We start from the raw sequence: 20,817 nt of genomic DNA, 5'->3' as shown, positions 1-20,817 counted from the left end.
GTATATGTTTTTATTATTTAATTTCAATATTGTTTAAATTGGTTTCGGCAGGACCATTTAGTACTGTTCCGTCGGTTGCGAATCTTGAACCGTGACAAGGACAGTCAAATGATTTTTCGTCTGAATTCCATTGCACTACACAACCTAAATGTGGGCAAACGGCAGAAAAGGCGTGCAATGTTTTATCATAATCTCGATAAACTGCAATTTTTTTTAATCCGAAAGAGAGAATTCCGCCTTCTCCAGTTTCCAAATCGGCGGTATTATTAAGATCAGATGCCGTAATCCAGTCGAGGTATTGCGAAGCCATATTTCCCGCTTCTTTCATATAATCCCCAAGTGCTTTAAAAGTTATTCGCGACGGACTATATAATTCCTGCCATTTATTGTCAATTCCTTGAATCATATCAGAAATTATCATCGCACCAATAGTGGCATGCGTCATTCCGTTTCCAGAATCTCCTGTAATGACAAACACATTATCATCGCCTGGATTTTTTCCTAAAAAGCCCAAAGAATCAAAAGGTTCCATGACTTGCCCCGACCATTTATAACTGATTTCGTCTAATAAAGGAAAATATTTTTTAGCCCAAATTTCTAATCGTTCATAACGTGAGAATTCAGAAATGCCTTCTTCGTCAGCTTGTCCTGTTTTATGATCTTCACCACCAATAATCAGTAAATCATATTCATCATCAAAATTCTGCAAACGCACATAATGATAAGGTTGCGCAACCCATTTCGATTTCGGATCTCCCGTATCCCACCACAAAGCATGCGGCAGACTGTTTTTTGGAATTTTTCCTGCAATAACATACGTTCTATAAGCATGCTGTTTGGTATGCATGGTCAAAACGTCATTAATTGGCGTATTGGTCGCTACGACAATATATTCAGCACAAAAATTAAAACCGTTTACAGTCGCGCCTTTTTCGGTTATATTTTCAGCATGAGCTTCTTGCCCCCGCCGGCCAAATGATTTTAAAGCCAAACATCTTTGGTCTTTCGCTTCCGCTAAAGATGGAGTATGATTTAAAAGAACAGTTTGTAATCCCGCGTTTTGAGTGGCTTCAAATTCTTTATCGAGATTTTTTTCTTTGTCGTTCGGATGAAGAAATAAATAACCATTTACTCTTTCAAAATCACAATCAATATTTAATTCATTGACAATTTTTTCGATTTCGTCAATAGCAGCAGAATGGCTTTCGGCGGCAAGTCTTGCATTTTCTTTTCCAAAAGTACTTTGAAGATAATAATACCGATCGTCTAAAGCGGAGGTCAAATGCGCTGTGGTACGTCCGGTTTCTCCACTTCCTATAAAACCATCTTCAACTAAAACTACTTTTTTTCCTGCTTTCAAAAGTTTATAAGCCGTTGTCAGTCCAGCGATACCGCCTCCGATAATTAGTATTTCAGCAGTAATGTCTTGACTTGGTTTTTCGTAGGCAATTATATCGGTAGAATCAATCCAAAAAGAAACATTATCGCCCGAAGTAATGCTGCCTTCATTTATATTTTGATTTGAATTTTCCATTTTTTATTATTTAATGATGCGTAAAACATTCATTTCAAAGCTACCTAAAAACTAGAGAAGGCTTACAGATTCAATTCTAAAATTTTATAGGATTTCCAGTGCGGTTTTATGTAAGAATCAAAAGAAATAGTATAAGCTTAACCGATTTAATAATAGTTACTTAGCATAAATTGAAAATTAAATAATTATGAAAACAGTTATGAAATTAAAAATAATGATTCTGATAGTTCTGATAGGAGTATTAAGTTCGTGTAAAAAAAATGATGGTTACAGCGATGAAATAGATACTGTTATATCGCCTCTCGACAGCACAGAAAATAAAATAGACAGTGTAAAAACCGAAAATAATATTTCCACAGGGATTAACTCCACTCAAAAAAATGGATCAGAAAGTACCTCTGGGACAGGCAGCGGACCCAGCAAGCGCATCAGATGGAGCAACATATACAAGTGAATCTGGCGTGCAAAAGGATAGTATAAGACTTAAAAAAGAAAATTTCAAAAAAAAATAATCTCATTATGTAAAAAGTTGCTGAAATTGTGTAAAAATTACATTTTTTAAAAAGATTATTTTTATCAAAAGCAAATTAGAAATAATCATTTAAAAATTTAATTATGAAAACGCAGATGAGAAACTAAAGCAGCTTTTCTGATTCTTTTGATAGGATTGGCATTTTCTTCTTGCAAAAAGAGTGAAAGTGTTATAATAGATTCACATGAAAATGATAGCATTAAAAATACCTTTGATACAGTTGGACCAGATATGGATACCATTAATATGGATACAACGGCCGTAGTGAGATTAGATACTACCGCAAAATAATTATTAGGTATTAGAAATATAAAAGCTGAATCTTAATGATTCGGCTTTTTTGATTTTGGAAGAAGATAAAAGTATTTAACGAATGTTAAAAATAAAAACGTTTTTCTCTATATTTGAGAGAGAATTTAACAGTTGAAATGCCTTTTATATTGAAAAACTTTAGAAAACAATTTACTTTATTACGATAATGGAGCTAATAAATAATTTAGATCTTTTTCAGACCGTTTTTAATTCTGCACCAAATGGAATTGCAGTTTTAAGGCCTTTGTACGATAATAAAGATAAAATCGAAGATTTTTCAATATTGTTGCTCAATACTTATATTATCAACTGGATCGGTGAGAAGGATTACGCAAACAAGCGATTCAGTAAAGTTTTCTCCGAAGTAAAAGAAACTAATATTTTACAGCAGTTTATCGAGACTGCCGAAACTGGAATTACAGCCAATTTTGAACAATGGTATGGTGAAGAAACCAAAAAACTATGTTTTAGATTTACGGTTGTAAAACAAGTTGAAGTGTTGGTGGTAACAATGGAAGATGTCACCGAAAAGAAACATGCCGAAACTGCTCTTAATAATGCATTGCTTGATGCAGAAAAACAAAGAAGGCTATACAATTCTATTATAAACGGAACTCCCGATTTGGTTTACGTATTTGATCTTGATTATAAATTTACATACGCAAACAAAGCTTTGCTAACTATGTGGGGCAAATCGGCAGAAGACTCAATCGGAAAAAGATTAATTGAAAATGGTTATGAAGATTGGCATGCCGAAATGCACGAAAGAGAAATAGATACTATTGTTGCAGAAAAAAGATCAATTAGAGGAACTGTTTCTTTTCCTCATGCTGAATTGGGAATAAGAATCTATGATTACATTCTTATTCCCGTTTTTAACGAAAAAGGAGAAGTAGAGCTTGTTGCAGGAACAACACGAGACATTACTGAAAGCAAGCAAGCAGAAGAAAAACTGCAGCAAAGCGAGAATCGTTTTCGCAAAATGATTCATCAAACACCAGCTCCGACTTTAGTGCTTAAAGGTGATGATCTTATCATTGAGCAGATCAATAAACATATGCTTGAAATGATAGGTTGCGGAGAAGAAATTGTAGGCATGCGACTCATTGATGTTTTGCCAGAACTCGAAGGACAATATGTTTGGGAACAAGTTTTAAAGGTTTACAATGAAGGAATTCATTTTGATCAAAGTGAAGTTTTGGTGCCTCACAACCGTACAGGAGAATTAAAAGACTATTATTATAATTTGGCTTATCGTCCGTTAATTGAAGACGGGCAGATAACAGGAATGATACAGGTTGCGGTTGAGGTTACGCAGCAAGTCGTAGCGCGACAAAAAATGGAAGAAAGCGAAAGCCGTTTTCGAGCCTTAATCAACGCATCTTCAGATTTGGTTTATCGAATGGATTCCGATTGGATGATTATGCAAGATTTAGAAGGAGACGGACGCTTAGCTAATGAAAGAGAACGTGGAGTCAATTGGTTGGATAAATTTATCCATGCTAGCGATTTGCAGATGGCAGTTCATCTTATTTCTAAATCGATAGTAGAGAAATCTATTTTTGAAATGGAACACAGGTTTATCAATAGTGATGATTCTCTTAGATGGATTTTCTCTAGAATAGTGCCAATATTAGATGATCAAAATAAGATTATTGAATGGTTTGGAGCGTCGAGTGATATTACTTCGCAGAAAGAACTTCAAAATGTTATCGCAGAAAGCGAAGAAAGATTCAGGCAGCTTGCAGATTTGGTTCCTCAAATTATCTGGACAGCCAATTCAGAAGGTTTTGTTGATTATTACAATAGCCGCTGGTACGAATATACAGGTTTTGAAGAAGGCGAATTTGGTGATCCAAGCTGGATTTCAAAACTTCATAAAGATGATGTTTATTTAGTTTCAAAAACTTGGTACGAAAGTGTTAACGCAGGAGTTCCTTATCAGCTTGAATTTCGTTTAAAGAATGCTAATACAGGAGAATACGTTGGTTTTTAAGCAAAGCGCTTCCTATTAAAGATAAGGAAGGTATAATTACCAATTGGTTTGGTACATGCACCGATATTCATGAGCAAAAATCTATTACCGAAAAGCTTGAAATTTTGGTAGCAGAACGTACCAAAGAATTGCAAAGATCCAATGATGATTTACAGCAATTTGCGCATGTTGCTTCGCATGATTTGAAAGAACCTGTTCGAAAAATTAAAACCTTCTTAAGCCGTTTAGAAGATCATATGGAAGGACAGTTAGATGAATCTTCATCAAAATATATTGAACGAATTCATGTCGCTTCAGATCGTATGTTTAATATGATTGATGGTGTGCTGGCATATTCTAAAATAAATGCCGATTCGCAAAAAACAACAATAGTCGATTTAAATGAAGTCATTAAAAATATAGAAACCGATCTTGAAATTGCGCTCCAACAAACCAATGGTAAAATTTATTTTGAAAGCTTCCAATTCTAGAAGGAGCATCTGTGTTGTTATATCAGCTGTTTTATAACTTGATTAATAATTCTATAAAATTTGCTCAAGAAAACGTTCCGCCACAAGTTAGCATAACGGCTACAGAACAAATTGAAGACGGAAATAAAGTAGCTATAATTACAGTAGAAGATAACGGAATTGGTTTTGATCTTGATCAAACAAGACGTATTTTTGAAACGTTTACTCGTTTAAATTCTAAAGATCGCTACGAAGGAACAGGTTTAGGTTTGTCACTTTGTAAAAAAATAGCCGAACGTCACGGCGGAAGTATTACCGCAACTGGAATTGCTGATAAAGGTGCCATTTTTATTATAACACTGCCATTTGAACAAAAAATAAAAGACATTTAATTATGGAAGGGAAGATGATTTATTAGCTGATGATGATACAGATGATACAGAAATGTTTTGCGAAGCATTGGCTGAAATCGACGACAGTATTGTTTGCCATTGTTCGGAAAACGGTAGTGGAGTGCTGAATATGTTGAAAGATCAAAATAAAATTCCAAGGGTTTTTTTCTGGATTTAAATATGCCAATAATGAATGGCTGGGAATGTTTGAAGAAATTAAAACAAGAGGAACGTTATAAAGATATTCCTGTAATTATGATTTCGACCTCTTCGCATAAAAATGACATGGACACTGCCGCCAATCTTGGAGCGGTCTGCTATTTTGTGAAACCGAATACTTTTAAAGACCTCAAACAAGTGTTGGGATTAATTACTTCAAATCTTGAAAACGGATTAAAAGAATCGCTTCCAAATCTGGAAAAGAACAAATATCTACATGTTTTTCTTTGAGAATAAAGATTACATTTCAATAAAAAGTATGAATTTCTTTTATAAAAAATATATGATTTTAAAACAACAATTTGTTTTAAAGTGTTGATTTGTATGGTTTTGTAATGATGTAAAAGTGTTTCTAAATAAAAATTTAAAAAATCACAATTTAAATTATACTAATTCGGTAGAATTAATATATATTTGTATCACAGAAAATTTAAATAATGATACTTATCCAGAAAGACTGAGGGAATAGGCCCATTGATGTCTTAGCAACCTGTTGCCAAATAAGGTGCTAAATCCTTCCGCTCTGTGCGGGTAGATAAGAAAGATTTCTCCGTAAATCTGTTTAAGTTCATCCATATTAAAATCTTTATTATGAAAGCAGAATCTATTTTGTACAGCGGTTATGAACTCTTGAATTCCATTTTTGAAAAAAACAGCTTTGCCTTTTTCTGAATGCGAAGACGATAATCTTTCCCAGATTCCCTTTATAAAATAATAATAACGCTAATGGCTTTTGTCATTGGCCTGAAATTCTTTTGTCTAATCTTAAACTAAAAATAAAATGAAAAAAATACTATTAGGTTTTGCTTTGCTTCTTGGAGCTTTTCAAACTCAAGCTCAGGAAAATAATCTGCAGTTAAAAGGAACTGTTGTCGATACTGTGGCACAATACGTTTACTTGCAGAAGTTTCACAATAAAATGTTTACCACGATTGATTCGGCTAAAGTAAAAGACGGAAATTTTAGTTTTAAAACAAAAGTAAAAACACCAGAATTATACGGATTGAGTGTAAATACAGAAAGTTCGCCTTTGTATATTTTTCTTGAAAAAGACCCAATCACAGTAAAACTAAATCCGAAGAAATATTACACGGGTTCTGTGGTTGAAGGTTCGGCTTCTCAAGATTTATTCGAAACTTATAAAAAGACAAAAGACGTTGAAATCAGCAAATTCATAACAGAACATCCAAAATCGATTGTTCGGCTTATGTGCTGTACAGAAATTGGTCATACAGATTATCGCCAGAGCAAATCACTCAAAATATTGCTTTATTAGATAAAAGCCTTCAAAATATCACTTACGTGAAAGAACTAAAAGAACTGGTTACCGTTTTAGACGGATTGGCAGTTGGTAAAAAAGCCCCTGATTTTACCGCTAAAGATCCAGATGGAAAACCAGTTCGCCTTTATGAAAATTTAAAAGGATACACTTTGGTAGATTTTTGGGCATCTTGGTGTGGTCCATGCCGAAAAGAGAATCCGAATATCGTTGCTGCTTACAAAGAATACCATGATAAAGGATTCAACATTGTAGCAATTTCTTTAGACAAAAAGAAAGAAAATTGGATTAAAGGAATTCAAGACGATAATCTAACATGGACACACGTTTCTGATTTGCTTTTCTGGAACAGCGCCGTTGCCAAATTATACGGAGTGAGAGCAATTCCTGGAAATTATTTAATTGATTCTAAAGGAATAATCGTTGCGAAAAACCTGCATGGAGAAGAATTGCAATCGACCTTAAAATCACTTTTGGAGAATAAAATTTGATAAAGAAAACACACACAATACAATTAAGTTAATTTAAAATGATAAGGATATGAATGCTATTGAGCCAACAACAAAACCAACAGAATCTGAGTGTTACTTCTCTAAATTTAGAGAAAATACGGTAGGAATCAATCATATTTTCGAATCGGTTTATGGAGAACAAAATCTAGTTTATGCAGACTGGGTTGCCAGCGGAAGATTATACGCTCCGATTGAAGATATAATGCTCAATAAAATTGGTCCAATGATAGCCAATACACATTCATTTTCAAGTCAGACGGGAAAAACGTCTACTTATGCTTATCAGCATGCAAGAGATATTATTAAAAAAGCGGTTAATGCCAGTTCATCAGATGTTTTGGTAACTACAGGAAGCGGAATGACAGCTGCTTTATCCAAACTTCAGCGCATTATTGGCGTGAGAAGAAACTACGAATCTGAAATAGATAAACCAGTAGTTTTTATTACGCACATGGAGCATCATTCAAACCAAGTTCCGTGGTACGAAATTAATGCAGATGTTGTAATTCTTCCTCCAGATGAAAATAACTTAGTTGATCCAAAAGTTCTTTCGGATGAAATTAAAAAATATGCTGATAGAAGTTTGAAAATTGGTTCGTTTACAGCTTGTTCGAATGTTACAGGAATTATTACGCCGTATCACGAATTAGCCAAAATCATGCACCAAAACGGCGGACTTTGTTTTGTAGATTTTGCAGCTTCGGCGCCGTATGTCAAAATCGATATGCATCCAAAAGATCCAGAAGAACAATTGGATGCGATTTTCTTTTCGCCTCATAAATTCTTGGGCGGACCAGGAACATGCGGTATTTTGGTTTTCGATGAAAAATTATATCAATCTGATTTTCCTGATAATCCAGGCGGGGGAAACGTAAAATGGACCAATCCATTAGGGAAATATTGTTATAGCGATGTCATTGAAGTTAGGGAAGATGGCGGAACTCCAGGTTTTCTGCAAGTGATTAGAACCGCTTTGGCTTTAGAGCTAAAAGAACAAATGGGTGTGGAGAACATCAAAAAAAGAGAAGAAGAATTGCTTGATCTTTGTTTTTCAAGACTTCAGAAAATAGAAGGATTATCAATTTTAGGAGATTTAACAACAGAACGAATTGGCTGTGTTTCTTTTGTGATTGAAGATATTCACTACAATTTGATTGTTAGACTTTTAAATGACCGTTTCGGAATTCAGGTTCGTGGCGGCTGGTCGTGTGCCAGTACGTATGCGCATTATCTTTTTAATATCAATGAAAAAAAATCGGCTGAAATTACAAATGAATTATTGCAGCGAAATCAGACCAATAAACCGGGTTGGGTTCGTTTGTCATTGCACCCAATTATGAGTAATGAAGAGCTTTTTTATATCTGCGATGCGATTGAAAAAGTAGCTCTGAATTATAAAAAATGGAAGAAAGATTATGAATATAATTCGGTTTCAAATGAATTTGAAAATCCGAAGATTAAAGATAACATCGAAAGAGATGTTAAAGAATGGTTTAAGTTAGTTTGAGTTAAGTTAGTTAGTTAGTTGAGCAATTTAATATTCCGTTAGGAATATCTCGTCGGTAGAAAAAAATGATATTATTTGAGTTGCGTCCTGTAGGGACACCTGATATGAAAATGGCATGTTTCAATAATCAAACGTTCCTACGGAACGCATATCAAAATTCAAATTGTCTTCTACCGACGAGACATTCCTACGGAATGAAATTGTTTTTTATAACCTCTTATGTATCTTGAAAAGATTATTTAATCGATTCGATGATTTTTTCTCGGTGCGCCAATCCCCAATTAACTAAGGTTTCTGTAACAGGAAGGACGGATTTTCCATATTCGGTAATAGCATAAATCACTGTAGCAGGTTTAGTATCTTGCTCGGTTCTGGAAATGAGTAAATTGGTTTCAAGCTACTTAAGTTCTTTGCTAAGCATTTTAGCAGAAATTCCATTAATCTCACGCTGCATTTTTTTAAAATGGATAACCTGATGAGTTCTATTAGTTAAAAATCTTAGAATCATCAATTTCCATTTTCCACCTAAAACATCAAGACTGTCACGCATTGCCATAAGTTCTTCAGAACAATTGGCTTCGCGAAGTACTCCATTATCATTAATTTTTGCCATACTAGTTTCTCTTTGGTAACCGGTTACCTCGGGTTAACCCATAACAAAAATAAAATATTACGGCGATACTTTTGTAAACTAAACTGATAAAAATGAAAGCAATAGTATTACAGGAAAATCGTGAATTTAGGCTGGAAACAGTTGAAATTCCGCAACCTGAATCAAATCAGATTCAGGTAAAAATTATGGCTTCAGGTTTTAATCCGATTGATTATCAAATGACCGAAAACGGCTCAGAAAGAAAGTTGATTCATTCGCCAATTCTAGGACGTGAATTTTCGGGGATAATTACGGCAATTGGAAGTGAAGTAACTGAGTTTAAAATTGGCGACGCTGTGTTTTGCGGATCAGGAAGTATGGGGTCAAACGGAACTTATGCTGAATATATTTGTGTTCCAGAAGGAATTGCAGTCAACAAACCTCAGAATATTTCTTTTGAACAAGCGGCAGGAATTCCATCAGCGGGACTTACCGCTTTGCAGGCTTTTAAACGAATGAATGCTTCTTTGACTGATTCGATATTGATTACAGGAGCGGCTGGAGGAGTAGGAAATATTTTTATCAAACTGCTTGTCGCGAAAGGTTTTTCCAATTTTGTAGTTACCGCAGGAAATGAAGAAAGTATCGCTTCTTTGGTTGATCTTGGAGTTAAAGCAAAACAAATCATTAATTATAAAAAAGAAGATATTTACGAAAGGGCTCTTTCTTTAAACGAAAATAAAAAATTTGATATTGCTGTAGATTTAGTAGGAAATAATGTCGCTGAAATTGCCGCAAAACTCCTAAAAATAAACGGAATTTATATTGATGTTACCAATTTTTCGACTCCAGAATCCCGCGGAATTCTTTTTTCAAGAGGAACTTCAATTTACAATATTTCAAATTATGCATACGGAATTGAAAAACAATATAATTATTATAAAAATGGATTAACAGAACTAAGCCATATAATAGAAAATGAAATAATTAGTCCGCCCAGTATTTCTATAGTTGGTGAATTGAACAAAGAAACTGTTGAGAAAGCGCTTTCAATTCTAAAAGAAAATAAAACAAGCGGCAGAAAATTAATAATGAAGATCAATAAAGAATGAAAACAATACCAAGAAGAATCGTAACAGGTTTACGAAATGGAAAATCAATTATAGAACAAGATGAAATTGTTACAAATGTCTCAGAACATTTTCCGGGACTAATCATTTCAGATATTTGGTCAACAGATTCGACACCTGCAAAATTTGAAGAAAAAGTTATTAAGAATACTGCTTTTCCGAACACGCCAAAAAATGGAAGTTATTTTCGTTATGTCCAGATTCCGCCCGATAAAGATTTGGGTGTGATAGCCAAAGAAGGAGAGCCGCATCCTTTAATGCATCAGACGGATACTTTAGATTATATCATTATTATTTCGGGTGAAATTTATCTAATTGTTGATGAAGAAGAAACCTTGTTGAAAGCTGGAGATATTGTTATTCAACGTGGAACTAATCATGCTTGGAGCAATCGATCTGATTCGCCATGCATTCAATTGGCTGTTTTGCTGGATGCGTCTAAAGCTGAAAAATAAAAGTTATACGCCAATAATTACATTTTGATTTATTTGTAAATCGTATCGATCAGAAATTGATTGATGCGATTTTTTTGTTTTAGCATAGGCTCAAAAATACCTCAAAATGGTTTCATTTTATAATATGAAACCATTTTGATTATTTATATTTAAAGTTTTGATTATTAAAGTTTTAAATTTAATTCGAAAATAACTGCCTTAAAAAGAATTTCAAAGCCTCTACAGAAAGTTTGCTAAATAATATTGATTACAAATTCCCAAAAAAAGCAAAACTAAATCAATATAATCGAATGAGTTATTGGCAATTTAGAGTTTTAAATTTAAAACATTTGACTCTAGTTTTATTGTGCTGCAGCTGTAACTTAAGTTTTGCACAGCAAGATACGGTCAGTCTTGCATCTGCAAAAAAAATAAGGCTCGACGAAGCAATTTTATTAGGAATTAAAAATAACCGGCAACTAAAACTGGCAAATGCTGATTTGGCAATTGCCAATGAAAATGTCGGCCAGGCTAAAATTGCCAAAATGCCAAGGATCGGTTTAAACGGAGGTTACAATTATATTGGAGATCCAAAACTGTATGAAGGATTTTATGAAAACCAAATTACCGTCAATTATTACAACCATCAGGCGTTTGCCAATATTATTTCGTCATTGCCTATTTACGCTGGAAACGCCATAAATACCAGAATTAATCAGCAGGAATTAATTACCGAAATGCAGCAATCTGCAGTGAAAATGACAGAAGCTGATGTTAAAAACGCGATTACGGAACAATATTTCACGCTCGAAAAACTATATCGCCAAATTGAAGTAACGAAACAAAATATCATTAATACCGATATTCGAATCAATCAATTAAAATCTCGTGTAAAAAATGGTCAGAATTTGACGAGTGATCTTTTAAGAACCGAATTACAGCAATCTAATTTTAAAGTTTCGGTTTTTAGAAGTACCAATACGATTGAATTGATCAGTAATTATTTGGATATCTTAATCGGTTTTCCGACAAATACTATTCTGAAACCAGAAGTCGCAGAAAGTATGATTCCGACAGAAAACATGAATCTGCAGCAAAGTTTAGAAGAAGCTTTTCAGAACAGAGAAGAGATCAAACGCGCAGCTGTAAAAATCAAATTATCAGAATCTTCATTGAGTTTAACCAAAAGCGGATTCAAACCGAACTTAAATGCAAATCTTATCCTCAATACAGAATATCCAGCGCAATGGCCTAATTATGTGAATGTACTGAATTATTGGGCGGCAGGACTTTCTTTAAACTGGGATATTTCTAGTTTCTATAATCTGAAACATCGCATAAGCGGAGACAAATTAGAAATTGATAAAAGTAATATTGCCTTAGAAGTTACTAAAGATCAGATTTCTACAGAAGTGAAAAATGCCTTTGTCAGATATGCGGAAAGCAAGGAAAATATCAAAACCTACAAAAAAGATGTAGAACTTTCAATGAGCAATTATAAAATTGTAAAAAGCCGTTATGAAAACGATTTTGCTTTAATCAGTGAAATTGTCGATGCCGAATTACAACTAAATAATTCTAGAATTTCACTCGTAAACGCCAATTTAGATTTGATTATTCAATATTACTCACTTCAATACGCGATGGGCAAACTTTAATATATCTTGTTATGAGCGAAGTAGATACACAAAATACAGCAATTCAGAAAAGCGAAAAAAGGAGAAACAGAGTTTTCACCATTCTGTCTTTTGTTTTTTTAATCGCAGGAGGATTGTGGATTTTAAGTTTATTCTTTGATTTCAGCTCTTATGAAACTACAAATAACGCTCAAGTCGAAGCTTACATAAACAACATTGCAGCGCGCGCAACCGGACACATAAAAGAAATAAAATTTGAATCCAATCAACAAGTGAAAAAGGGTGATACATTGGTTGTTTTAGACGATGAAGAATATATCATAAAAGTCAAACAAGCAGAAGCAGATTTGGCTATAGCCGAAGGAAATTTGCATTCGCTACAGCAAAATATAACAACTTCAGTTTCCAATCAAGCCTCGGGAAAAGAGAAACTAGCAGGAGATTTAGCAAGTTTAGAAAAGGCTCAAAAAGATTATCAGCGTTTCAAGAATATGTTTGCAGATTCGGCGGTTACGCGAAATCAGTACGATCAGGTTATTTCCAAATTAAAATCGGAAGAAGCTTATGTTAAGGCAGGAAAAAAGGGTTTGGAAGCAAGCGGTTCGATTACCAAACAGAGTTCGATTAATCTGGAAGCAGCCACTGCAACCGTTGCCAGAAAAAAAGCAGATTTGGATGCAGCAAAATTGCAATTGTCTTATACGGCAATTATGGCGCCAGCGGATGGTTTTATTGGAGAGCGAAATCTATCTATTGGCGAATTAATCAATGCCAATCAAACTATTGCCACAATGGTGCTGACGGAAAAATTATGGATTTCAGCCAATTTTAAAGAAACTCAAATTGAAAAAATAAAACAGGGTCAAGAAGTTACCATTACGATTGATGCTTTGAACGGAAAAGAATTTAAAGGAAAAGTAGCAGGTTTTTCACCAGCAACAGGAGCCAAATTCTCAATGGTGGAACCAGATAATTCAACAGGAAATTTTGTAAAAATAACGCAACGAATTCCAGTTAAAATTGAATTTGAAACTCCGTCAAAAGAGCTTCAGGAAATAAGACCAGGAATGAATGTAACGGTTGAAGTAAAAAAGTAAAAGATGTTTGCAGGAAAAAAAAGGAGCCTTTTTACACTGACAGGATTATACATTCTGACGATTCCTTTTTTTAACGGATTGAATGTTACGACTTATGATAATTCGCAGATATTAGGACATTTTGGACCTTCTACAACTGCTTTTAGTTATGCGGTTTACATTCCCATTTTTACCATGCTCGCTTTTTTGCCTTTAGGATTAAAATTAGGAAAACAAATCAAAGTTCGAACAATGATTTTATCGGTTTCATTTTTATCGCTTTTGTTTAATACCGCTTCATTGTTTGCGCCGACTATTGCGTGGTTTGTTTTATGTCGTTCTCTTTTGGCAATAGTTTCGATCATCGGAATATTTGCTTCGATGGTTCCTATTTTATTGAAATACAATCCGGCGTTAAATATGGCTTTGATGTATGGCATTTTTCAATTTATACAAAAAGGAAGTCAGCATTTGTATCAATATTTAGGAGCGAATTTTGTGAGTTTTCATAACTGGACATTTGGCGTTTATTTCTTGAATGTCAATTTTTTAATCTGCATTATTTTGGCTTGGTATTTTTACAGAGCCGATGTTGCGCCTCTTAAAACCAAATTTCAATTTGATTGGAGAGGTTGGATTATCATGATTTTATTTTTTATGATTATTCTCTTTTTATGTGCCGAAGGACAAACAAGAAATTGGTTCAGCGATTCTAAAATAACTCTTGCTTTTGCATTTTTATTTATTATGGCAGGAATTTATCTGCTTCATGTTCGTTTTACGGAAGAACCATTAATTAATCCTGACGTTTATAAATTTAAAAATGTCATTGCAGGTACATTTTTAATGTTTTATATCGGTTTAATGAACGGAACTGGAAGTGTCGTAACAGGTTATATGACCAATGTTCTCGGATTTGATTCTGTTCTGGGAGCAGTTACGCATCTTTCATTATTGATCGGATTATGTATTTCGATTCCGCTTTCAACTTATCTTTTGTATAAACGAATTTATCTGGCAACGATTTGGGTGATTGGTTTTGCCTGTTACGGCATCTATCATATAACGCTTTTTTACAGATTCTATCCCGGAATTGATGCTTCCGATTTTTATCTGCCCTTAATTTTTAAAGGATTAGGAATGGGATTTATTTTTCCTGTTTCGCTGCTTTATATTTCAGAAGGAGTTCCGCCGCAATTAAGCACTTCGCGTATGATGACTGGAATTATTGCTCAGGCGGTTTTTGCTTCTTTATTGGGAGGAGCTGTTTTAGGCACTTTTATTTCGAATATGAATGTGCAGCATAAAACGGGTTTAAGTCAGCAATTGAGTGCGATAAACAAACAAGCCGAAAATCAGCTGGAAAATTCAAAAAAGAAATTTTTATTCATGGGATTGTCAGATGCCGAGGCTCAGAAAAAAGCAGAAAAAAGCCTTTCTAACCAAACTTCAGAAGCTTCTATTTTATTGGCTTACAAAGATATTTATCTCGTCATGTCGGCAATTTGTTTTCTGCCCATTTTCATTATTCTGCTTTTTAATCTTTGGCGAAGACCAATTGGAAGAGTAGAAGTTGAGCCGATACCGATTTGAGGGTGAAGAGGCTAGACTAGAAAGATGAAAGAGGCAAGAAGAAAGACTCTAAAGAAGTTAATTAATCATTTTGATTTTATTATGATAGCAAAAAAAGATCGGTTTTTATATCGTTTTTGGACTCGAGAAAAGGGACTTAGTGGGATGCTGATATTGCTGTGTATTATGCATTTTATTGCTATTCCGTTCTTTGGAGGTAAATCTCATTTTATGGTGGCTGTTAATATATTTTGGATGCTGTTTCTCTTTGCAGGAATTGTAGCATTGTCCAAACATAAAAAACAAGCTATTAGTCTTTCCATAATTCCGATTCTGTTTCTTATTATTCAATGGATCAATTATTTAAACCATAACGTAATTATACTATTTGCCGATCTTGTTTTTTCGGTTGCTATTATGCTTCTTTTGATCACTTTGGTTTTGGTAAAAGTTTTAGAACCAGGTCCTGTAACAACGTATCGCATCATTGGATCAATTGTGGTTTACATGCTATTGGTTCACTTTTTGTCGACGCTTTATTTATTTCTTTTCGAACATATTGAAGGTTCTTTTCAAATAGCGGAGTCAAAATTTGCAAGTAATAGCGATCAAGCTAGTTTCCTTTATTTCAGTTATATCACGATGACTTCGACAGGTTATGGAGAAATCGTGCCTTTGCATCCTTTGGCTCGCTCGCTCGTCCAGATTGAAGTTTTGACAGGCGTTTTGTATCCTGTGATCTTGATTGGAAGATTGGTTTCAGATGCGAATTTTGGGGCTGGGAAGAAGTGAAATGAAAGATGCTAGAAGAAAGAAGAAAGACAGAAAATATAACGTAAACTTTGATAATTAACAATTCACCATTATTAAAAATCATAACCATGAAAACAACACCTAATTCGAATAAAAGAAAAGAACTCTTTGAAACTATTTTGCAGTTATTTTTCATTTTCCTGATTGTTGGATTTTGCCTTAAATTGCTGTTGCCTTTTTTTATGCCAATTCTTTGGGCGGTAATCCTGTCGGTGGTATTTTATCCTTTATTTAATTCATTGCAAAAAATATTGAAAGGTCGAAAAGGATTGGCTTCGGTTATCATTACTATTTTGATTATTGCCATAATGTTAGTGCCTTTGATTTATTTTTTGAAAGCGGCAACGGGTAATTTCTTAGAACTAAAAGATAGTTTTGAAGCAGGAACACTAAAAGTTTCGCCACCAGGACCTTCTATAAAAGAATGGCCGATAATTGGGAAGCCGCTTTATGAGTTTTTGCTTTCGATGTCAACAGATTTGGAACAAGGCGTTGTGAAATACCAAGATCAGATAAGAGAATTGACTTCTAAAATAATGGCGAGTATTTTGAGTTCTGGTGCTGCATTTCTACAGTTTATTCTATCTATTATTATTGCGGGAATTTTATTAGTATCGCCAAGTTCAAAAGTTTTCTTTATGAAATTCCTTAAAAAAATTGCAGGAAATGAAGCTGAAGAAATTATGATAATTTCGGTTTCTACCATTTATCAGGTAGTAAAAGGAATTTTGGGTGTTGCGGTTATTCAGACCATTATTCAGGCAATTGGATTGTTTTGGGCAGATATTCCGTATGCTGGAATTTTGACTTTGATCTGCTTGATATTTTCAATTTTACAAATTGGACCAATTATAATTAATATCGGAGTTATCATTTATCTTTTCTCAACAGGAGATTCTGGTTATGCCATTTTTTGGACTATATTTTTCATCATCAGCGGATTATCAGATAATGTTTTAAAACCGTTGTTATTAGGAAAAGGTGCGCTTGTACCAATGCTTGTGATTTTTCTAGGTGTAATTGGAGGTTTTATCATGTCAGGTTTCATCGGATTGTTTGTTGGACCAATTGTGTTTTCAATAGGTTACAAACTGTTTGTCGCGTGGCTAGACGACAATGCGGAACCAATTGAAGAACCTGCAGAAGATATTGAAATTAGTTAATTGTGAATTGTTAGATGTAAAATGTGAAAAGTAAAAATGTGAAAAGTAAAATGTGAGTATTTTTTACTTTTCACATTTTTACTTTTTACACTTGAAACAATTCACATCTAACATTTCACATTTTTCACATCTCACTTTTTACAATTGAATTAACAATTAAAAGAAGTATTTTTGCAGGATTATAATTATTCAAAGATGAAACGTTCAGGCACGGCAGATCTTCCTTTACATTATGGACATGTTCCAATGTGGCTTGCTGAACGAATGTCAAAGCTTGGTTTTGCTATTGTTGAAACTATTGCAATGGAATTTTCGACTGCTGAAGTTATAAGCAAATTGAGCAATCCGTTTTGGTTTCAGAGTTTTGGAGCCGTTATGGGAATGGATTGGCATTCTTCTGGAATCACAACTTCGGTGCTTGGAGCATTGAAGAAATCAGTTAATCCGCATTCAAAAGAACTCGGAATTTATATTTGTGGAGGCAAAGGAAAGCATTCTATGGCAACACCTCAAGAACTTTTATTTGTTGGTGAAAAGACAGGTCTTGACGGAAATAATCTCGCCAACTGTAGCCGACTTACCGCCAAAGTAGACAACACCGCCATTCAGGACGGATTTCAATTGTATCAGCATAATTTTATTGTTGATAATAAAGGGCAATGGGCTGTTATTCAGCAAGGAATGAATCCAGATTCTCGAACTGCTAGAAGATACCATTGGCATTCACAAGATTTGAAATCTTTTATAAACGAACCACATACTTTTATTTATGGCGAAAATCAAGGTTCTATTTTAAATCTTACTGCGAACGCCGCAACAAAATCTCGTGAAGGAATTTTAGAATTGGTAAAAGAATCGCCCGTTAAAATCATAAAAGAAATGCAGCATCTTTCTATGCCCGCGCATCACGATGTGAGAATGGAAGATGTGAATATGAAACGACTAGGCGCAATGCTTTGGACTACGCACGAAAATAAACCAGAAGATTTTGAAGAATTGCTGCTTTTAAAAGGAATGGGACCAAGAGCTTTGCAATCTTTAGCTTTAGTGAGCGAAATAATTTACGGAACACCAACTCGATTTGAAGATCCGGCTCGTTTTTCTTTTGCTCATGGCGGAAAAGACGGACATCCGTTTCCTGTTCCAGTAAAAATTTATGATGAAACAATCGACACGCTTCAAAGGGCTATTAATCGGGCTAAAATTGGGAACAGTGATAAGTTGAGTGCCATTCAAAAATTATCTGAAATTTCGCGGAAAGCAGAAGAAAGTTTTACTCCAAATTCTAATTTTGATGCATTAGTTCAGAGAGAAAGAGAACAATCTCATTTATATGGCGGAAGAACCATTTTTGGAGAGGCAAAACCTCCTAAAAAGAAACCTATAAACCCAAGTAATCAGCTGGAATTATTTTAAAAAAGCATAATTTCTTATCAGCCTTTAGTTATTTAAAAATCCAAGAATGCCACAAAAAGAAAAATCAATCTATACTTTACAATTCATTTTGCTTTGCTTGAGTTCTTTACTGTTTTCATCAAGTTTTAATATGATGATTCCTGAGCTTCCAAACTATTTGACCAGTTTAGGAGGAGCAGAATATAAAGGACTTATTATTTCATTATTTACTTTGACGGCAGCGATTTCGCGCCCTTTTAGCGGTAAGTTAACCGACAAATGGGGACGAGTTCCTGTTATGGCAATCGGATCTTCGGTTTGTGTCGTATGCGGATTTCTTTATCCAATCTTGAGTTCTGTCTCTGGGTTTTTATTGTTGCGTTTGGTTCATGGTTTTTCAACTGGATTTAAACCTACATCAACATCGGCTTATGTGGCAGATATTATTCCGCAGCACCGATGGGGAGAAGCACTTGGAATGCACGGATTGTGTTTTGGCATTGGTGGCGCACTTGGCCCAGCATTAGGAAGTATGATTGTAAACTTGTACGGAATTAATGTCATGTTTTATTGCTCTTCGTTTCTTGCATTTTTCTCTATTATTATTGTATTGAATATGAAAGAAACTCTTGCTACAAAAGAAAAACTGAACCGTTCGATGTTTATTATTGGACGAAAAGATATTGTAGATCGAAATGTGTTTCCGGCAGGAATTATCACGTTCCTTTCGTACACCGCATTTGGGATTATTTTGACTTTAATTCCAGATTGGAGCGAGCATGTTGGAGCAACCAATAAAGGGATATTTTTTACTGCTTTTACGGTAGCTTCGGTTATGGTTCGTTTTGCAGCGGGAAAAGTTTCAGATAGACACGGCCGACCAAAAGTGATACTGGCTGGATTAATCATAATGGCTTCTGCACTTTTTGTAATTAGCGAAGGAAGAGATGTTCAGATGTTATTGGTTGGAGCTGCAATTTATGGAATTGGTACAGGGATTTTATCTCCCGCAATTAGCGCTTGGACAATCGATTTGAGCAATCCTGACCACAGAGGAAAAGCGGTTGCAACCATGTATATTTCGATGGAACTCGGAATTGGTTCTGGAGCACTTTTAGGAGGTAGTTATTACAGCGATCAAATTATGCGTATTCCGCAGATTATGAAATTTGATATTCTGATTCTCGTTTTAGGGATTGCATATCTTTTATATTGGGGGAAAATTGCGAAGAGAAATCGAGGAAGTCTTAGTTAAGAATTTGTAGTGAGAAATTGTTCTAACACATAGAAACATAGCTTTTTGTAAACTTAAAAGGCGTTTCACTAATTAAAATACACATAGTGTGGCTATGTGAGAGAAAGACTTTCTCTTTGTAACTCTTTTTAGAGAAGTAAAAACTATGTTTCTATGTGTTAAAATTAACCTTCTTAATTTCACTAACTGGTAAAATATTTTTTTTCAAGCCTGTAAATTTATTTTTACAGGCTTTTTTTTTTTTCGAATTAAATCAAACTTTTGAAAATCAAAATAGCTTTTTTAAGACTAGAGTGCTGCTTTTCAATATTATTAAGATTAATCATATTGAATTTTCTTCAAAAATGTCTACGAAATCCTTTGCGCTTTTTTTAACTTAATAATCTTTTGGCTTTTAACATTAAAATTGTTTAATATTGCGTTTTTGATCCTCACTTTTTATTAATTAATGTCTGTTTATAGCAAATATGCTGATCATATCTTATTAAATCTCCTTAAGGAAGATGATCAATTGGCCTATACAGAAATCTTTGAAAGGTACTCGAGACTTTTAGTAAATCATGCATACAAAATGATTGGCAATCATGATGAAGCCAATGATGTTGTTCAAGAAGTATTTTTGTTTATCTGGAACAAACGTCAGGAGCTGGAAATTACGGGATCTCTTTCTTCTTATTTATACAAAGCAACCAAAAACAGAATCTTAAATCATATCGCTCACGAAAAAGTGGTTTCGCGTTATGCCGATTCTATTTCAAACTTTATTGAAAATGATTATGTTTTTGCAGACTCTAAACTTCGAGAAAAAGAATTAGAGAAAATCATTGAAAACGAAATTGCTTTACTTCCTGAAAAAATGCGTGAAGTTTTTCTTTTGAGAAAAGTAGAAGAACTTTCATACGACGAAATCGCAATACAATTAAATATAACAGACAAAACAGCGAAACAGCAAGTTTATAATTCGCTAAAAATTCTCCGCGGAAAACTAAAATCGGCGTTGAATGTTTTTATCTGGTAA

19 protein-coding genes, 1 pseudogene and 1 riboswitch are annotated in these 20,817 nt (G+C 34.2%); of the genes and pseudogenes, 18 read left to right on the top strand and 2 right to left on the bottom strand.

The annotated features are described in order from the left end of the window. Nucleotides 1–13: 13 nt before the first annotated feature. A complete protein-coding gene (locus tag QLQ96_RS22250) occupies nt 14–1,534 on the bottom strand; it encodes an FAD-dependent oxidoreductase (protein ID WP_482493308.1) in 1,521 nt (506 codons plus the stop codon). A gap of 380 nt (nt 1,535–1,914) precedes the next feature. On the opposite strand from QLQ96_RS22250, the gene QLQ96_RS22245 reads away from it, so the two are divergent. From QLQ96_RS22245 to QLQ96_RS22210, 8 genes are all read left to right on the top strand, one after another. After that, nucleotides 1,915–2,046, top strand: coding sequence for a hypothetical protein (locus QLQ96_RS22245; RefSeq protein ID WP_482493307.1), 132 nt, complete (start codon nt 1,915–1,917; stop codon nt 2,044–2,046). A gap of 498 nt (nt 2,047–2,544) precedes the next feature. Further along, complete coding sequence (locus tag QLQ96_RS22240; RefSeq protein ID WP_482493306.1) at nt 2,545–4,374, top strand: PAS domain-containing protein; 1,830 nt, start codon at nt 2,545–2,547, stop codon at nt 4,372–4,374. Nucleotides 4,375–4,478: 104 nt separating this feature from the next. Beyond that, nucleotides 4,479–4,844 (top strand): sensor histidine kinase, encoded by a 366-nt coding sequence (locus QLQ96_RS22235; protein WP_482493305.1) that lies wholly within the window; start codon nt 4,479–4,481, stop codon nt 4,842–4,844. A 38-nt stretch (nt 4,845–4,882) separates the two neighbouring features. After that, nucleotides 4,883–5,215 carry a sensor histidine kinase gene (locus QLQ96_RS22230; RefSeq protein ID WP_482493304.1) on the top strand — a complete coding sequence of 111 codons (333 nt, stop codon included), beginning with the start codon at nt 4,883–4,885 and terminating at the stop codon, nt 5,213–5,215. Between the two features lie 189 nt (nt 5,216–5,404). After that, nucleotides 5,405–5,665, top strand: coding sequence for a response regulator (locus tag QLQ96_RS22225; protein WP_482493303.1), 261 nt, complete (start codon nt 5,405–5,407; stop codon nt 5,663–5,665). Nucleotides 5,666–5,875: 210 nt separating this feature from the next. Next, nucleotides 5,876–5,976: riboswitch (SAM riboswitch) on the top strand. 239 nt (nt 5,977–6,215) lie between these two features. After that, a complete protein-coding gene (locus tag QLQ96_RS22220; RefSeq protein WP_482493302.1) occupies nt 6,216–6,710 on the top strand; it encodes a DUF4369 domain-containing protein in 495 nt (164 codons plus the stop codon). 26 nt (nt 6,711–6,736) lie between these two features. Next, the gene (locus tag QLQ96_RS22215) at nt 6,737–7,204 is read left to right on the top strand and encodes a peroxiredoxin family protein (protein ID WP_482493301.1); all 468 of its coding nucleotides are present in this window, start codon (nt 6,737–6,739) and stop codon (nt 7,202–7,204) included. A 49-nt stretch (nt 7,205–7,253) separates the two neighbouring features. Next, complete coding sequence (locus QLQ96_RS22210; RefSeq protein ID WP_482493300.1) at nt 7,254–8,732, top strand: aminotransferase class V-fold PLP-dependent enzyme; 1,479 nt, start codon at nt 7,254–7,256, stop codon at nt 8,730–8,732. A gap of 235 nt (nt 8,733–8,967) precedes the next feature. Here QLQ96_RS22210 and QLQ96_RS22205 read toward each other — a convergent pair. Further along, a pseudogene (locus tag QLQ96_RS22205) lies at nt 8,968–9,345 on the bottom strand (winged helix-turn-helix transcriptional regulator). A gap of 92 nt (nt 9,346–9,437) precedes the next feature. On the opposite strand from QLQ96_RS22205, the gene QLQ96_RS22200 reads away from it, so the two are divergent. The 10 genes from QLQ96_RS22200 to QLQ96_RS22155 all read left to right on the top strand — a co-directional run bounded on the left by QLQ96_RS22200 (nt 9,438) and on the right by QLQ96_RS22155 (nt 20,817). Beyond that, nucleotides 9,438–10,436: an NADP-dependent oxidoreductase gene (locus tag QLQ96_RS22200; protein WP_482493299.1), complete on the top strand. Its 999-nt coding sequence runs from the start codon at nt 9,438–9,440 to the stop codon at nt 10,434–10,436. Next, a complete protein-coding gene (locus QLQ96_RS22195; RefSeq protein ID WP_482493298.1) occupies nt 10,433–10,909 on the top strand; it encodes a cupin domain-containing protein in 477 nt (158 codons plus the stop codon). Before QLQ96_RS22200 ends, QLQ96_RS22195 begins: the two co-directional genes overlap by 4 nt. 290 nt (nt 10,910–11,199) lie before the next feature. After that, nucleotides 11,200–12,546, top strand: coding sequence for a TolC family protein (locus tag QLQ96_RS22190; protein WP_482493297.1), 1,347 nt, complete (start codon nt 11,200–11,202; stop codon nt 12,544–12,546). Between the two features lie 11 nt (nt 12,547–12,557). Next, on the top strand, nt 12,558–13,622 hold the full coding sequence (locus tag QLQ96_RS22185) for an HlyD family secretion protein (RefSeq protein WP_482493296.1): 1,065 nt from the start codon (nt 12,558–12,560) through the stop codon (nt 13,620–13,622). A 3-nt stretch (nt 13,623–13,625) separates the two neighbouring features. Next, on the top strand, nt 13,626–15,194 hold the full coding sequence (locus QLQ96_RS22180; protein ID WP_482493295.1) for an efflux MFS transporter permease: 1,569 nt from the start codon (nt 13,626–13,628) through the stop codon (nt 15,192–15,194). Nucleotides 15,195–15,275: 81 nt separating this feature from the next. Beyond that, entirely contained in the window at nt 15,276–15,965 is a 690-nt protein-coding gene (locus tag QLQ96_RS22175) for an ion channel (protein ID WP_482493294.1), read from the top strand. 89 nt (nt 15,966–16,054) lie between these two features. After that, nucleotides 16,055–17,149, top strand: coding sequence for an AI-2E family transporter (locus QLQ96_RS22170; RefSeq protein WP_482493293.1), 1,095 nt, complete (start codon nt 16,055–16,057; stop codon nt 17,147–17,149). A gap of 195 nt (nt 17,150–17,344) precedes the next feature. Beyond that, nucleotides 17,345–18,565, top strand: a complete 1,221-nt coding sequence (locus QLQ96_RS22165) for a DUF763 domain-containing protein (protein ID WP_482493292.1) — start codon at nt 17,345–17,347, stop codon at nt 18,563–18,565. Between the two features lie 46 nt (nt 18,566–18,611). Continuing rightward, nucleotides 18,612–19,799, top strand: coding sequence for an MFS transporter (locus QLQ96_RS22160; RefSeq protein WP_482493291.1), 1,188 nt, complete (start codon nt 18,612–18,614; stop codon nt 19,797–19,799). 448 nt (nt 19,800–20,247) lie between these two features. Further along, nucleotides 20,248–20,817 carry an RNA polymerase sigma factor gene (locus tag QLQ96_RS22155; protein ID WP_482493290.1) on the top strand — a complete coding sequence of 190 codons (570 nt, stop codon included), beginning with the start codon at nt 20,248–20,250 and terminating at the stop codon, nt 20,815–20,817.

The organism is Flavobacterium sp. B167r, assembly GCF_056824315.1.
The sequence above is the reverse complement of the archived record's forward strand: the minus strand, read 5'-3'. Positions and strand labels throughout refer to the sequence as shown.

What these genes read in the sequence shown, in the direction of transcription:
- QLQ96_RS22250 (WP_482493308.1), bottom strand. Translation starts at nt 1,534, where the DNA reads ATGGAAAATTCAAATCAAAATATAAATGAAGGCAGCATTACTTCGGGC.
- QLQ96_RS22245 (WP_482493307.1), top strand. Translation starts at nt 1,915, where the DNA reads ATGGATCAGAAAGTACCTCTGGGACAGGCAGCGGACCCAGCAAGCGCA.
- QLQ96_RS22240 (WP_482493306.1), top strand. Translation starts at nt 2,545, where the DNA reads ATGGAGCTAATAAATAATTTAGATCTTTTTCAGACCGTTTTTAATTCT.
- QLQ96_RS22225 (WP_482493303.1), top strand. Translation starts at nt 5,405, where the DNA reads ATGAATGGCTGGGAATGTTTGAAGAAATTAAAACAAGAGGAACGTTAT.
- QLQ96_RS22220 (WP_482493302.1), top strand. Translation starts at nt 6,216, where the DNA reads ATGAAAAAAATACTATTAGGTTTTGCTTTGCTTCTTGGAGCTTTTCAA.
- QLQ96_RS22210 (WP_482493300.1), top strand. Translation starts at nt 7,254, where the DNA reads ATGAATGCTATTGAGCCAACAACAAAACCAACAGAATCTGAGTGTTAC.
- QLQ96_RS22200 (WP_482493299.1), top strand. Translation starts at nt 9,438, where the DNA reads ATGAAAGCAATAGTATTACAGGAAAATCGTGAATTTAGGCTGGAAACA.
- QLQ96_RS22195 (WP_482493298.1), top strand. Translation starts at nt 10,433, where the DNA reads ATGAAAACAATACCAAGAAGAATCGTAACAGGTTTACGAAATGGAAAA.
- QLQ96_RS22190 (WP_482493297.1), top strand. Translation starts at nt 11,200, where the DNA reads ATGAGTTATTGGCAATTTAGAGTTTTAAATTTAAAACATTTGACTCTA.
- QLQ96_RS22185 (WP_482493296.1), top strand. Translation starts at nt 12,558, where the DNA reads ATGAGCGAAGTAGATACACAAAATACAGCAATTCAGAAAAGCGAAAAA.
- QLQ96_RS22180 (WP_482493295.1), top strand. Translation starts at nt 13,626, where the DNA reads ATGTTTGCAGGAAAAAAAAGGAGCCTTTTTACACTGACAGGATTATAC.
- QLQ96_RS22175 (WP_482493294.1), top strand. Translation starts at nt 15,276, where the DNA reads ATGATAGCAAAAAAAGATCGGTTTTTATATCGTTTTTGGACTCGAGAA.
- QLQ96_RS22170 (WP_482493293.1), top strand. Translation starts at nt 16,055, where the DNA reads ATGAAAACAACACCTAATTCGAATAAAAGAAAAGAACTCTTTGAAACT.
- QLQ96_RS22165 (WP_482493292.1), top strand. Translation starts at nt 17,345, where the DNA reads ATGAAACGTTCAGGCACGGCAGATCTTCCTTTACATTATGGACATGTT.
- QLQ96_RS22160 (WP_482493291.1), top strand. Translation starts at nt 18,612, where the DNA reads ATGCCACAAAAAGAAAAATCAATCTATACTTTACAATTCATTTTGCTT.
- QLQ96_RS22155 (WP_482493290.1), top strand. Translation starts at nt 20,248, where the DNA reads ATGTCTGTTTATAGCAAATATGCTGATCATATCTTATTAAATCTCCTT.